The 14,210-nt window shown below is 66.7% G+C and carries 8 protein-coding genes; 7 read left to right on the forward strand and 1 reads right to left on the reverse strand.

All coding sequences use genetic code 11. The features are described 5' to 3' along the window. Positions 1-213 precede the first annotated feature (213 nt). Positions 214-1,212: an alpha/beta hydrolase gene (locus WFK36_RS13865; RefSeq protein WP_008377595.1), complete on the forward strand. Its 999-nt coding sequence runs from the start codon at positions 214-216 to the stop codon at positions 1,210-1,212. 146 nt (positions 1,213-1,358) lie between these two features. Here WFK36_RS13865 and WFK36_RS13870 read toward each other — a convergent pair whose 3' ends face one another. Then, positions 1,359-2,282, reverse strand: a complete 924-nt coding sequence (locus tag WFK36_RS13870; RefSeq protein WP_008377596.1) for a type IV toxin-antitoxin system AbiEi family antitoxin domain-containing protein — start codon at positions 2,280-2,282, stop codon at positions 1,359-1,361. A gap of 315 nt (positions 2,283-2,597) precedes the next feature. On the opposite strand from WFK36_RS13870, the gene WFK36_RS13875 reads away from it, so the two are divergent. From WFK36_RS13875 to pks13, 6 genes are all read left to right on the forward strand, one after another. Then, positions 2,598-4,013 (forward strand): alpha/beta hydrolase-fold protein, encoded by a 1,416-nt coding sequence (locus WFK36_RS13875; RefSeq protein ID WP_336792360.1) that lies wholly within the window; start codon positions 2,598-2,600, stop codon positions 4,011-4,013. Positions 4,014-4,130: 117 nt separating this feature from the next. Then, positions 4,131-4,673, forward strand: coding sequence for a hypothetical protein (locus tag WFK36_RS13880; RefSeq protein ID WP_336792362.1), 543 nt, complete (start codon positions 4,131-4,133; stop codon positions 4,671-4,673). A gap of 4 nt (positions 4,674-4,677) precedes the next feature. Beyond that, the gene (locus tag WFK36_RS13885) at positions 4,678-5,649 is read left to right on the forward strand and encodes a cutinase family protein (protein ID WP_336792363.1); all 972 of its coding nucleotides are present in this window, start codon (positions 4,678-4,680) and stop codon (positions 5,647-5,649) included. 125 nt (positions 5,650-5,774) lie between these two features. Then, on the forward strand, positions 5,775-6,782 hold the full coding sequence (locus WFK36_RS13890) for an LLM class F420-dependent oxidoreductase (RefSeq protein ID WP_008377600.1): 1,008 nt from the start codon (positions 5,775-5,777) through the stop codon (positions 6,780-6,782). Between the two features lie 114 nt (positions 6,783-6,896). Next, positions 6,897-8,801 carry a long-chain-fatty-acid--AMP ligase FadD32 gene (gene fadD32 / locus WFK36_RS13895; RefSeq protein WP_336792364.1) on the forward strand — a complete coding sequence of 635 codons (1,905 nt, stop codon included), beginning with the start codon at positions 6,897-6,899 and terminating at the stop codon, positions 8,799-8,801. 99 nt (positions 8,802-8,900) lie between these two features. After that, positions 8,901-14,207 (forward strand): polyketide synthase Pks13, encoded by a 5,307-nt coding sequence (gene pks13, locus WFK36_RS13900; RefSeq protein WP_336792366.1) that lies wholly within the window; start codon positions 8,901-8,903, stop codon positions 14,205-14,207. The last annotated feature ends 3 nt before the right edge of the window (positions 14,208-14,210 follow it).

Raw genomic sequence — 14,210 nt, forward strand, 5'->3', positions numbered from 1 at the left:
CTTCGGTGAGGGTTACGAACGAGTAGGCCCGCCTGACCTGCGCATGTGAGACAGCTCACATGATGTGTGGGGAGGTGTGTCGCTCTCGATAGACTCCCGTCTATCCGATGCGGATGTGGCGTGTGTGAATCGTGAGTCGACACGGGTCGACAGCGGCGCGCAGATGGAGATTCCATCGAAGCGCCGGAACAACGTTAGGGAGATTTCAAGTCAATGCGTGAAGCGAAGAGCACGCGGCGCTACGGTCGCAAGGTGACCGCAGTCGTCCTCGCGGTCGTCACCGCAATGGGCCTGATGGGTACCTCGATCGGCTCGGGTAAGGCCGACGCGGCCCCGGGCTTCCAGGAGTTCTGGATCGACGCCTGCGGCATGCCCACCAACGGCGCCTTCGGCAACAAGTCGATGGCTCCCGGCAAGGTGAAGGTCCGCGCCTGGAAGAAGGCCGGCAATCAGCGCACTGTGATCCTGCTGGACGGCATGCGTGCGCAGTACGACCGCAGCGGCTGGGAGATCAACACCAACGTTCAGAACTTCGTGAACCGCGGCGTCAACGTCGTTGAGCCGGTCGGCGGTGCGAACAGCTTCTACACGAACTGGGACGCTCCCTCGAACTTCAACGGTCAGAAGAAGCGCTACATGTGGGGCTGTGTCATCGACAACCGCCTCGTCCCGGCACTGCGTTCGCGCGGCTTCAAGGGCAAGGGCGGCAAGTACGCCATCATGGGCCTGTCGATGGGTGGCGGCGCCGCTCTGACGCACGCCGCGCAGCGTCGTGACCTCTACTACGCAGCCGCATCGCTCTCGGGCTACAACTGGCTGACCGCGCCCGGTATGCGCACCGCACTCCGTATGGCGATGCTCGACGTCGCACCGGCGCCGTGGAACGTCGACGCCATGTGGGGCCCGCCGTGGAGCCCGCGTTGGGCCCAGAACGACCCGACCATGCTCATCAACCGCATGCGTGGCCTGAAGGTCTTCGTCGGCTCGGGCAACGGCCTCTTCGGTCGCTACAACTACCCGCAGAACGTCATCGACGACTTCATCAAGGGCACCCCGCTGGAGCTCCTCGCGTTCACCCAGGCCAAGGCCTTCGAGGTCAGCGCGCTGGTCCAGGGCGTCCCGACCATGACCTACTACGCCAACGGCACCCACGCGTGGGGCTACTGGAAGGACATGGCGTGGAACGCGCTGAACCGCGGATTCTTCCGCTAGTCGCCTAGACACGCTCGTCGAGAATGCCCCCGCACATCAAGTGCGGGGGCATTCTTGTATCCGCTCCCTCCGGCCGCATCCGCTCCCTCTGGCCGCGTCCGCTCCCTCCGCGGAGGGAGCGGATGTCGTGGGAGGGAGCGAATGTGTCAGTACCGGATACCGAGCCGGTCGTAGCGGCGCTTCAACTTGGCGACCATCGTCGCCTCGCGGAGGTCTCGCCACACCCAGCGCCCCACGTCCAGGCCGAGGTCTCGAAGTTCGTCCTCGCGGATCTTCTCGCGGATGACGACGTCCTCCGGTGATTCGCCTGCGCGCATCGATCGGCGGTACTTGACGAGGCCGTCGAACTCTCCGACGAAGACGTCGTCGACGCCGAAGTCGCATCGCGCTGTCCGGCCGGACGCGAGGATGTACTCCACCTGAAGATCGGGGACGGGGAGCTCGGCTTCGATCATCTGCGCACGACTCCAGGACTCTCCGGGCGACTCGGCCCGGCCATCGGCGAACAAGAGCGCCCGGCGGGCGAGGCCGACGCCTCGACGTGAGGTTGCCAGCCTCCGCCGGAGATCCTCGCGATCGACTCCGACCGCGAGCGCTGCGTCGAAGGCGGTCAGCGCTTGCGGGAATGTGGCGGTCGCGAGGGCGACGTCGACGGCGGTCCGGGCCGGCCCAGTCACGAGTACCCCGTCGACGTCGACGAGGTCGTCGTCCGGGAGCAGCCCGGCGTGGACCATCCGTTGCGGGCGTCGCGAGCCTCCGCTCCCCCTGCCGTTCGTCACGTGAACGTTCTTCTGATCGGGGTAGAGGAGCTTGAGTCCGAGGACCGCGGCGGCGGAGTCGTGGCTGAGAACGGGTCGCCCGGACCCGAGGGCCGACGCGATGCTCCGGTATCGGTACAGCTCGTCGCGCGGCGCGTCGACGTCGGCGATCGCTTCACGCGGGAGGTAGCGCCCGCGAGCCAAGAGAATCAACGCACCCGATCGCACTGCATCGTCGACGCGTCGCGGCGAGATTCCTCGCGCCAGTGCGGCGTCTCGTTGAACTATCCCGTGTTGATCCGTCGGCCACATGCGACGAAGTAGACACCGGAGTCGCAGAAAGCGCACCCGCGTTGTCCACAGCCCTGTCATCCGCTCCCTCCCACGACATCCGCTCCCTCCGCGGAGGGAGCGGATGCAGCCGGAGGGAGCGGATGGGCGGTCGACGTCACACACGCGGACGTTCAGCGCCGCCGACCAGCGAAATCGAGACACATTAGTCACACAATTCACACGCGTCACAGCGTGGCGCGCACAAAACCCTCGACCGGACGTGTAGAAATTTCTCAGGAACCCGCGTCATGAGTATTGCGCGGGGAGTAGACCCGGTCCCTCGAGGAGCACGCAGTGAAGATCTGGAAGACGACGACGCCGTGCAAGGCGGTGGCCGCGGTCGCGGTCGCGGCGAGCGCATCGCTCGCGTTGACGGCGGCGCCCGTCCATGCCACGCCGAACCCGGTTCCCACCACGCAGGTGACACCGAAGAAGAAGCAGCCTGCGCCGAAGTCGAGCGCCAAGCCCGCGGAGAAGGCTCCGCCCGCCAAGCCTGCGCCTCCTGCGACGGTCACGAAGGTGGCCTGGTACTCGTCGCACCGCGTGGCAGTGTGGGTGCACTCGCCGGCGATGAACACCGACATCCAGGTGCAGCTGCTCCTGGCCCGCGACTGGTTCGCCAAGCCCGACATGAAGTTCCCGCAGTTGACCATGCTCGACGGTCTGCGCGCGCAGGACGATCAGAACGGCTGGATCATCAACACCAACGTCGAGCAGTTCATGGCCGACAAGAACGTGAACGTTGTCCTCCCTGTTGGCGGCGAGTCGAGCTTCTACACCGACTGGAAAGAACCCGACCGCGGCAAGAACTACAAGTGGGAGACCTTCCTCATCCACGAACTGCCCACGATCCTCGAGAAGGACTGGCGGTCCACGCAGGTCCGCGCGATCCAGGGCCTGTCGATGGGCGGCACCGCCGCGATGATGCTCGCCGCGCGCAACCCGGGCTTCTACAAGTTCGCCGGTTCGTTCTCGGGGATCTTGCAGATGACGTCCTACGGCATGCCCGAAGCGATCCAGTTCGCACTGCGCGACGGCGGAGGCTACGACGCGGCGAAGATGTTCGGCCCGCCGAGCGATCCCGCGTGGAAGGAGCACGACCCGTACCTGCTCGCGGACAAGCTGCGCGGCACAAGCCTGTACATCTCCTCCGGCAACGGCGTCGTCGGCCCGCACGACAAGCCGTCCGACATTCCGCTGCTCGCCACCAACTACTCCGGTGTCGGCTTGGAAGTGCTCTCGCGGATGACGAGCCAGCAGTTCGCGTCGAAGCTCAACAAGCTCGGCATCAACGGTCAGGCGGTCTATCGTCCGTCCGGCACCCACACGTGGCCGTACTGGCAGTTCGAGATGGTTCAGGCCTGGCCGCAGGTCGCGGGCGCCCTCGGACTGTCCGGCGACAAAGTGGCGTGCGTCGTGGGCGACGCCTTCAAGAAGGCCCCTCAGGTCAAGGGCCTCGGCGGATGCCTCACCCCGGAGTACGCGGTTCCCGGCGGGCGCGCACAGGACTTCCGCAACGGCCGCATCTTCACCGGACCGAAGGGTCCGCGTGTGGTCGGCGGGGCGATCGGCGGGGCGTACGTCCCCGCGATGGAGCGGCTCGGACTGCCGACGAGTGACGAGCTGACAGGTCGCGACGGCGTCAAGTTCAACACCTTCGAACGCGGCAAGATCACGTGGACTCCGCAGGCCGGAGCACGCGTCGAGTGACGTCGACCACGCCGTGGGCCGGGTTCTCTGAACAACGCCTGAGAACTCCCCGTGGCTTCGACACGGGAACCCGACGAGAGGCCGGAACAGATGTACTCGGCCGGTAAAGTCTCGAGCATGAGTGTGAAGTTATTACGCGTCCTCGCCACCGTCGGCGTCCTCCTCGTCGGGGCCACCGCGTTGGCGGCGTGTAACGACTCCACGACCGCGAGCGCGCCCATCGGCACGGAGGCCGTCACCACGACGTCGATGGACGCCTCCGACTCGGCGGAGGCGGAATCTGAGGCGTCGAAGGAGGCGGAGTCGGGCGCGTCGAACGCGAGCGTCTCGGTACCTGCGACGAGCCCCGACTCGTCGACCAAGGTGCCGAAGAACTTCCCAGGCGGCGTCCCGACGCCCACCGGCGTGAAGCTCTCCGACAAGGAGAAGGCGTACCTCGCCGAGCTCAAGCGCAAGAACGTCTCGTTCATGGGCGACTCGGACAACAACGTCGCGCTGACGATGGGCGCGTACGTCTGCTCGCAGCGAGCGCAGAAAACCGACCCGACGATGATCAAGGCGTACATGCGCGCCGCGATCGGCCCGATGTCCAAGAGCGAGGCCGACGCCGGTGCCAAGGCCGACAAGGTGATCGCCGCGGCCGACGAACACCTCTGCTGACCGCGTGAGCGCCAACCGCAAACCGCGGCGCAGGATCGGCAAGCTCCTGCTCGTCGTCGCTGCCCTCGGGCTCGTCGCGATCGTCCTGATCGCCGCGCTGGTCTACCTGTGGCTCAAGCCGACGCCTGCACCGCCCGGCGGCCCCACGACGCCGCCGACGAGCACCACGAAGCGACCTACCACACAGCCCGCCGACTGCTCGAAGGTCTTCGCCCTCGTGATTCCCGGAACCTGGGAGTCGAAGTCGGACGATGACCCGTACAACCCGACGGCCAACAAGCGGTCGCTGATGCTCAAGGTCAGCTCCAAACTGCGCGACGAGTTCGGCGAGTCGACCGCAGACGTCTACACGCTGCCCTACAAGGCGAAGTTCCGTAACCCGGCGAACCTCGGCGATCGTCAGGCCACCTACGACGACTCCCGGGCACAGGGCAAGCGTCGGGCAGTCGCCAAGATCAAGGCCGTCAACGAGCACTGCCCGCTGACGAAGTTCGTCCTCATGGGCTTCTCCCAGGGCGCCGTCATCGCAGGCGACGTCGCCTCCGACATCGGCAACGGTCGTGGACCGCTGTCCGCGCAGGACCAGGACCTCGTCCTCGGAGTCGGGCTGATCGCCGACGGTCGACGCCAGTCCGGAGAGCAGAACGACGTCGGGCCGAGCCCGGACGGGGTCGGGGCCGAAGTGTCGATCGGCGGACTCGGCGGACTCGTTCCCGGCACGACGATGACCGGCGCGCGCGCAGGCGGTTTCGGGACGCTCCGCGACCGGACGTATTCGATCTGTGCCAAGGGTGATCTGATCTGTGATGCCCCGACTGTGACCAACCCGGTCAAGGCGATCACGGACTTCGCGAACGCTGTGAACAATCCGGTCCACGCCATGTACGCGACGTCCAAGTACTGGAGTTACCAGGGGCAGACGGCCACCGAGTGGATGCTCGGTTGGTCGGGTGATCTGATCAGAGGAACGCGATAGCGGGCCGATCGCTCGGTGGAACGTGCCCGCAGGTTTGGGAATCGACGGTGTACCTGCGGTAATCTGCTCGGGTTGAGGCCACGGCGTACACGCCGGGGCGAGGACCCGAGCGAGGAGAGGCGTACGTGACCACACCGGACTCGTCTACGCACAACGCCGACGGACTGCGCAAGTTCCGTTTCGGCGCGGGCGGCGAAGGAAACAAAGACGAGGGCGGCGCGCGCAAGTTCGTGAAGCTCGCTCAGACCGCTGAAGAGTACGGGTACGACACGTTCGCCATCCCGGACCACCTGGGAAATCAGGTCGGACCGCTCGCAGCTCTCGGCGCACTGTCGCAGGCGACGGACACGATCCGCCTTGCGACCTCCGTCCTCGCCAACGGATTCCGCCATCCAGCCATCCTCGCCAAAGAGGCGACGACCATCGACGTCCTGTCGAAGGGGCGCCTCGAGCTCGGCATCGGCTCAGGGTGGATGAAAGAGGAGTTCGACAAGGCGGGCCTCGAGTTCGGCACGCCTGCCGAGCGGATCCGCAAGCTCGACGAGTCGCTGACGATCCTCGACCGGCTCATGCGCGGCGAGACCGTCGACTTCGACGGCGAGTTCTACCAGATCAACGGTCTCCAAGGCACGCCGCGTCCCCGTCAAGGTCCACGCCCGCCGATCGCTGTCGGCGGCGGCGGACCGAAGATGCTCGCGCTCGCCGCGAAGCATGCCGACATCATCTCGGTCGCCACCGGATCGACCAAGGACGGCCGCATGCGGCTGTCCGACATGACGATCGAGAAGACTGCTGAGCGCGTCGATCGGATTCGGCAGGCGGCAGGCGACAGATTCGACCAGATCGAGTTGAACTGGACCATCGCGACGATCGTCATCACCGATGATCGTGAGGCGACCGCGGAGATGGCGTTGCAGGCGATTGCGAGCGGCTACCCGCCCAACATCGCTGTCGACGCGGAACTGACCGTCGACGACATTCTGGCGTCCCCGTACCTCGCGTTCGGAACGTTCGAGGAGATCGCGGAACAGATCCGCGAAGTGCGTCGCCGCACGTCAATGAGTTATGTCGGGATCTTTCCGACTCAGATGGATGCTTTTGCACCCGTCATCCCTATTCTCCGAGGAGAGTAGAATCAACAAGGTTTTAGGTGCGCTGGGGGACGGTTCACGCGGTTCGCGCGTGACCGAGCACGGAACGATGGCACACGGACCGCGGTTCGACGCTGCGGACACAGGAGTTATTGGATGCTGAACACGGAACTCGAGGGCTTTTTCGACGAGAACGGCCAGATCCGTTTCCCGGACGATGCGACCCTCGTCGATTACGTCGAGCAGAACGTGCGGATGCACGCTGACACGCTGGCCTACCGCTTCATGGACTACAGCCGTGAACGCGACGGCGAGGCGATCGACCTCACCTGGGCGCAGTTCGGCAAGCGCCTGCGCGCGGTCGCGGCCCGCCTGCAGCAGGTGACGCAACCGGGTGACCGTGTCGCGATTCTGGCACCGCAGTCGCTCGAGTACGTGATCGGCTTCTTCGCCGCGCTGTACGCCAGCAATGTGGCGGTCCCGCTGTTCAGCCCCGACGAGCCGGGGCACACCGACCGCCTGCACGCGGTGCTCGGCGACTGCCGGCCGACGGCGATCCTGACGTCGACCAAGTCGGCCGAAGCGGTCCGCGACTTCTTCTCCGACCGTCCGGCGAAGGACCGTCCTCGCGTCATCGCGGTCGACGCAGTGCCCGACTCGGTCGGCTCCTCCTGGACCGCACCGGTCCTCGGCCTCAACCACGACGTGGATTCGGTCGCCTACCTGCAGTACACCTCGGGTTCCACCCGCGTTCCCGCCGGTGTCGAGATCACCTACCGCGCTGTCGCCGCGAACTGTGTGCAGATCGCGCAGTGCATCAACATCGACCGCAACTCGCGCGGCGTCACCTGGCTGCCGATGTTCCACGACATGGGCCTGGTCACGGTGATCCTGCCTGCGCTCGGCGGCAAGTACGTGACCATCATGAGCCCGCAGGCGTTCGTCCGACGCCCCGGACGGTGGATTCGTGAACTCGCGGCTGTCGACGATCATGCCGCGACGTACGCCGCCGCGCCGAACTTCGCCTACGAGCACGCGGCCGCCCGCGGCCTGCCCGCAGAGGGCGAAGACCTCGACCTGTCGAACGTGATCGGCCTGATCAACGGCTCTGAGCCGGTCACCGTCAGCTCGATGCGCAAGTTCAACGAGGCGTTCGCTCCCTACGGCCTGTCGCCGAAGGCGATCAAGCCCTGCTACGGCATGGCAGAGGCCACCCTGTTCGTGTCGGCCACTCAGCGTGACGACGCGGCGAAGATCAGCTACGTCGACCGGAACGAACTCAACGCCGGACGATTCGTCTCGATCGACCAGAACGACCCCGAGGCAGTCGCCCAGGTGTCGTGCGGTCAGGTCGCGGTGAGCCAATGGGCCGCGATCGTCGACCCGGAGACCGGTACCGAGCAGGCCGACGGTCATGTCGGAGAGATCTGGCTGCACGGCATCAACATCGGCCAGGGCTACTGGAACAAGGCCGACGAGACTGTCGAGACGTTCCACAACAAGGTCGACGTTCCTCTCGCGGAAGGCAGCCACACGGCAGGCGCTCCGGCCGACGCGCAGTGGATGCGCACCGGCGACTACGGCGTCTGGTACGGCGGCGAGCTCTACATCACGGGTCGCGTGAAGGACTTGGTGATCGTCGACGGCCGTAACCACTACCCGCAGGATCTCGAGTTCAGTGCGCAGGAGGCGAGCAACGCACTGCGTCCCGGCTTCGTCGCAGCATTCGCGGTGCCCGCGAACCAGCTGCCCGCCGAGGTGTTCGAGCAGGGCCACAGTGGCCTGACGTACGACGCGGACGATGCCTCGGAGCAGCTCGTCGTGGTCGCAGAGCGCGGCCCGGGCCGTCGCACCGACCCGCAGGAAGTGGCCGACACGGTCCGCGCCGCGATCGCCGGACGGCACGGTGTCATGGTCCGCGACCTGCTGTTGGTTCCCGCAGGATCCATCCCGCGCACGTCGAGCGGAAAGATCGCGCGCCGCGCGACCAAAGCCGCCTACATCGACGGAACGCTGCGCGGCGGATACCAGCAGACCGCGTTCCCGGACGCAGGCGAATAGCGAGAGAACTCCCGAATGCGAGCCCGGTACGACCTCGTTCAGAGGCGTACCGGGCTTGCGTGCTACCAACGATCGAACCGATCAGTAGGCTGGTGAACGATGTCTGACAACACAACACCCGAGTCCCATGGCGACACCTCAGGCGAGACCGCGGGCGACATGACCGTCGAGGAACTGCAGGACTGGCTGCGCGCATGGGTCGCGCAGGCCACCGCGCAGCCCGTCGACAACATCGCCGTGGACCGGCCGATGGAGGAGTTCGGGCTGTCGTCCCGCGACGCAGTGGCGCTGGCCGCCGACGTCGAGGACCGGACGGGTGTCATCCTCACCGCCACCGTCGTCTACACGCACCCGACGATCGCGTCGCTGTCCAAGCGCGTCATCGAAGGTGATCCCGACGAAGGACTCGACGTCGACACCGACCGCTTCTGGGAGCGGGAGCGCGACAGCAACGACGACATCGCGATCGTCGGTCTCTCGACCCGGTACCCGGGTGCAGGCCACACGCCGGAGTCGACGTGGCAGGCGCTGATCGACGGGAACGACGGGATCTCCGACCTCCCCGAGGATCGGTGGACCGAGTTCAAGGCGGAGCCACGTCTCGCCGAGTTGATCGAGAAGGGCAACGTCCAGGGCGGCTACCTCGACGACATCAAGGGCTTCGACGCCGACTTCTTCCAGATGAGCCCGCGCGAGGTCGAGATGGTCGACCCGCAGCAGCGTCTTGCGCTCGAGTTGACGTGGGAGGCCCTCGAGCACGCCCACATCCCGCCGAGCGACCTGCGCGGCGGCCAGGTGGGCGTGTTCATGGGCACGTCGACGAACGACTACCAGCTGCTCGCGACGATGGGACTCGGCGAGGGCGCGAGCGAGACCGCGGCGTACGCGCTGACCGGTACCGCGACGTCGATCATCGCGAACCGCGTGTCCTACTTCTTCGACTTCCACGGCCCGTCGATCGCGCTCGACACGGCGTGTTCGTCGTCGCTGGTCGCAGTGCACGAAGCGGTTCGCAGTCTCCGCAACGGCGACTCGAACGTCGCCATCGCAGGCGGCGTCAACATGCTGATCACGCCTGCCGCGACCCTCGGCTTCGACCAGATCGGCGCGATGGCGCCCAATGGTCGCATCAAGGCCTTCTCGTCCGACGCCGACGGCATGATCCGTTCCGAGGGCGGCGGCGTGTTCGTCCTCAAGCGGATGGCCGACGCCCGTCGCGACGGCGACACGGTGCTCGCCGTCATCGCGGGCAGCGCAGTGAACTCCGACGGCCGGTCGAACGGCATCTTCGCGCCCAACCCGGAAGCCCAGGTGGAGGTGCTGCGCTCGGCGTACGCCGACGCCGCGATCGACCCGCGCACCGTCGACTACGTCGAGGCGCACGGCACCGGAACCGTGCTCGGCGACCCGATCGAAGCCGACGCCCTCGGTCGCGTCGTCGGACGTGGACGTGAGCCGCAGTCGCCGATGCTGCTGGGTTCGGCCAAGACCAACTTCGGCCACATGGAGTCGGCCGCAGGCGCCGGTGCGCTCGCCAAGGTGGTCCTGTCGCTGCAGAACGACGTGCTTCCCGCGTCGAAGAACTATGTCGGCCCGAACCCGTACATCCAGTTCGAGGCCACCAATCTCCGCGTGATCACCGAGTCGACCGCGTGGCCGCGGTACTCGGGGCACGCCGTCTCGGGCGTCTCGGGCTTCGGCTTCGGCGGAACCAATGCGCACGTCGTCGTGCGCGAGGTGCTGCCGTCCGATCTCGTCGAGGTCACTGCCCAGGCGCCCGTCGCGGAGGAGCCTGCGCCCGTCGACGACTACGACGATGACGACGACTTCCTGACCGAGGCCGAGCGCGCCGTGCTCGCCGCACAGGCGCCGAAGAAGGTCGAGACTGCACCGGTCGCCGAGGCGGATCCGGCCGAGGGTTTCGCGCCTGCCGCAGTCCCCGGGGCAGTCGTCCCGCTGGTGATCTCCGGGTTCCTCGCGTCTCGTCGCCGCAAGGCCGCCGCCGACCTCCTCGAATGGCTCGAGGCCGACGCGGGCGCGACGCCGCTCGTCGAGATCGGCCGCGCGCTCGCGCACCGCAATCACGGACGCACCCGGTCGGTCGTCATGGCCCGCACCCATGAGGACGCCGTCAAGGGTGTGCGCGCCGTCGCCGAGGGCAAGGCGCTGCCGTTCGTCTACACCTGCGACGCCCCGGACGCCGCGTCGGCCGTGTGGCTGCTGTCGGGCTTCGGTTCGCAGCATCGCAAGATGGCCAAGCAGCTGTACACCGAGAACCCGGTGTTCGCGAAGTACGCCGACCGCGTGGACGCGATCATCCAGAACGAACTCGGCTACTCGATGGTCGAGATCTTCCTGGACGACGAACAGACCTACGCGATCGAGACCGCGCAGATCGGCATCTACACGATTCAGGTGGCACTCGCCGACACCATGCGTCACTACGGCGCAGAGCCGGGCGTGCTGGTGCCGCACTCGATGGGTGAGGCGTCGGCCGCATACATCAGCGGCGGCCTGACGCTCGAAGACGCGACCCGGGTGATCTGCCAGCGGTCGCGCCTCATGGGCGAGGGCGAGTCGATGCTGACCGGCGACGACGTCCGCTTCATGGCGCTCGTCGAGTACAGCGCCGAGGACATCAACGATGTGCTCGTCGACTTCCCCGATCTGGAGATCTGCGTGTACGCCGCGCCGACGCACACCGTCATCGGCGGCCCCGGGCCGCAGGTGGACGCGATCGTCGCCCGCGCGGAGGCCGAGGGGAAGCTCGGTCGAAAGCTGCAGACCAAGGGCGCGAGCCACACGTCGCAGATGGATCCGATCCTCGGCGAACTGTCGTACGAGCTGACCGGCATCACGCCGGCCCGCCCGACGGTCGGTTTCTACAGCTCGGTGGACCGCGAGGTGTTCTACCGCCCCGGTCACGAGCCGGTGCACACCATCGAGTACTTCCTCAAGGGACTGCGCCACAGCGTGTGGTTTGCGCAGGCGATCGCGAAGTCGGTGGAGAACGGGCATCGCACGTTCATCGAACTGTCGCCGAACCCTGCCGTCCTGATCTCCGTCGCCGCGACGACATTCGGCGCCGGTGTGCTCGACGCCGAGCTCATCGAGACCCTTCGCCGTAAGGAAGACGAAAGCTACGGCCTGGTCAACGCGCTGATGAAGCTGTACGTCCACGGTCATCCCGTCGACGTCGCAGCGCTGTTCGGCAGCGGGCAGGGTGCCAAGTTCGCCGACATCCCGCGGACCCGTTTCGAGCGGAAGCCGTACTGGCTGACCGCAGTCCTCGCGAGTGGCTCCGGTGCTGGCACGATCCCCGGGTCGCACGTCGGCCTGCCCGACGGTCGTCATGCGTGGGAGGTAAACGCGTCCGCGGTCACCGATCCGCGTGAACTCGTCCTCGCTGCCGCGAAGCATGTGCTCGGCTCAGACGCGAGTGTCGCCGCGGCCGAGTCGGTCGGTGTGTTCCCCGCATCGGGGACCGTGACCACGACGTTCACCGCCCATCCGGGCGGCGGTGCGATCACTGTCCACGCCGACGCCGCCGGCGGCCACGCTCTGCTGTTCTCCGCTGCCGTGACGGGGGCTGCTGTCGTGGCGCCGGCTGTCGTGGCCGCAGTTCCCGATGCCGCTGTCGCCTCCGACGACAAGGTTGTCGAGGAGCCGGAGATCGTCGACGACATCGGGGCGGGCGCCAAGTGGAGTCCGGACTCCGGCGAGACCGTCGGGGACCGGCTCGCAGTGATCGTCGGTGAGTCGATGGGCTACGACCCGGAGGATCTGCCGCGCGAGATCCCACTGATCGAGCTGGGACTGGACTCGTTGATGGCGGTCCGCATCAAGAACCGCGTCGAGTATGAGTTCGACATCCCGCAGCTCCAGCTTCAGGCCATGCGCCAGGCGAATCTCGGCGACGTCGAGAAGTTCGTCGCCTTCGCCGTGACGCACCGCGATCAGCTCGACGACCTGTCGTCCCGCACCACCGACGGCGGCGAACTCGACACCGCCGCGCTGAACGCCTACATCGATGCTGCGATGCAGGAGGAGCAGCAAGCTCCGACTCCATCGGAGCAGGTTGAGCCGGGTCCGAGCGCTAGCGAGGAACCGAGCGCCGTCCTGAGCGAGCGCAGCGAGTCGAAGGGTCGAAACCAGGTGACGGACGCGGCCAATGGGACCACGGTGCCGGACGCGACTGAGGTGACGGACGCACCCGAGCCGACTACGGACACCGACACCCCGGCACCCGACCCCGTCGACATCCACAGCCAGTCCGCTGCGGCGGAAGCTGCGGGGACGGACGTTCCGCCGCGCGATGCCGCGGAGCGTCTCACGTTCGGTGCGTATGCGGTGGTGACGGGCAAGTCCGCGGGTGGCATCTTCAACAAGTTGCCGGTCCTCGACGAGGAGACGGCGCAGAAGCTGACCGACCGTCTCAACGAGCGGACGGGCGGAGAGGTCGACATCGAGGACGTCCTCGATTCGGAGACCATCGAGGAGTTGTCCGACTACGTCCGACAGCAGATGGACGATGCGGCCGACATCGACGGATTCGTGCGCTACCTGCAGGTTCCGTCGAAGGACGGGAAGCCGCAGCACACCTTCGACACCTCCGCGGGAGACCCGACTCCGATGTTGGTGTTCCACCCGGCGGGTGGCAACACGTCGGCGTACGAGGCGCTGGTGAAGCGTCTGCCCGACGACATGCCGGTGATCGGTTTCGACCGTGTCGAGGGCACCATCGAGGAGCGAGTGAAGCAGTACCTTCCGAAGCTCCGCGAGATCGCGCCTCACGGTCCCTACGTGCTCGTCGGTTGGTCGTTGGGCGGCGCGCTCGCCTACGGTGCGGCGCAGCTGCTCATCGAGCAGGGTGAGGAGGTGGCGTTCGTCGGTCTCATCGACGTCGTCCGTCCGCGTGAGGACGTCGCCGACACCCCGGAGAACAAGCGAGCTCGCCTGGAGCGGTGGAAGGACTTCGCGGTCCGCACGTACGGCCTGGACGAGAACATCCCGATCCCGATGGATCGCCTGATGGCTGCTGACGACAACGAGCAGTTCGCGATCATCCTCGAGATGATGTCGATGTCCGACCAGAAGATCCCGGGTGGAATCATCGAGCATCAGCGGACGTCGTTCATCGACAACCGCGTGCTCACGAACATCAACCCGTCGCGGTACGACGGCAAGGTGGTCCTGTACCGCGCCGACAAGATGCACGACGGTGCGATCGAACTCGAACCGCAGTGGGCGGTCATCGACGAGGACGGCCGCTGGGGCGAGGTCGTGGACGATCTGGAGATCCTGCACATCGGCGGCGATCATCTCGGCATCGTCGACGAACCGCATGTGGCGAAGGTCGCGGCCGATCTGGCTCGCCGTGTCGCCGACCTGAGCGCTGATAAGTAGAAC

The sequence above is a fragment of the Gordonia malaquae genome (assembly GCF_037148075.1).
Classification (GTDB): Bacteria; Actinomycetota; Actinomycetes; order Mycobacteriales; family Mycobacteriaceae; genus Gordonia; species Gordonia malaquae.

What these genes read in the sequence shown, in the direction of transcription:
- WFK36_RS13865 (WP_008377595.1), top strand. Translation starts at nt 214, where the DNA reads ATGCGTGAAGCGAAGAGCACGCGGCGCTACGGTCGCAAGGTGACCGCA.
- WFK36_RS13870 (WP_008377596.1), bottom strand. Translation starts at nt 2,282, where the DNA reads ATGTGGCCGACGGATCAACACGGGATAGTTCAACGAGACGCCGCACTG.
- pks13 (WP_336792366.1), top strand. Translation starts at nt 8,901, where the DNA reads ATGTCTGACAACACAACACCCGAGTCCCATGGCGACACCTCAGGCGAG.
- fadD32 (WP_336792364.1), top strand. Translation starts at nt 6,897, where the DNA reads ATGCTGAACACGGAACTCGAGGGCTTTTTCGACGAGAACGGCCAGATC.
- WFK36_RS13880 (WP_336792362.1), top strand. Translation starts at nt 4,131, where the DNA reads ATGAGTGTGAAGTTATTACGCGTCCTCGCCACCGTCGGCGTCCTCCTC.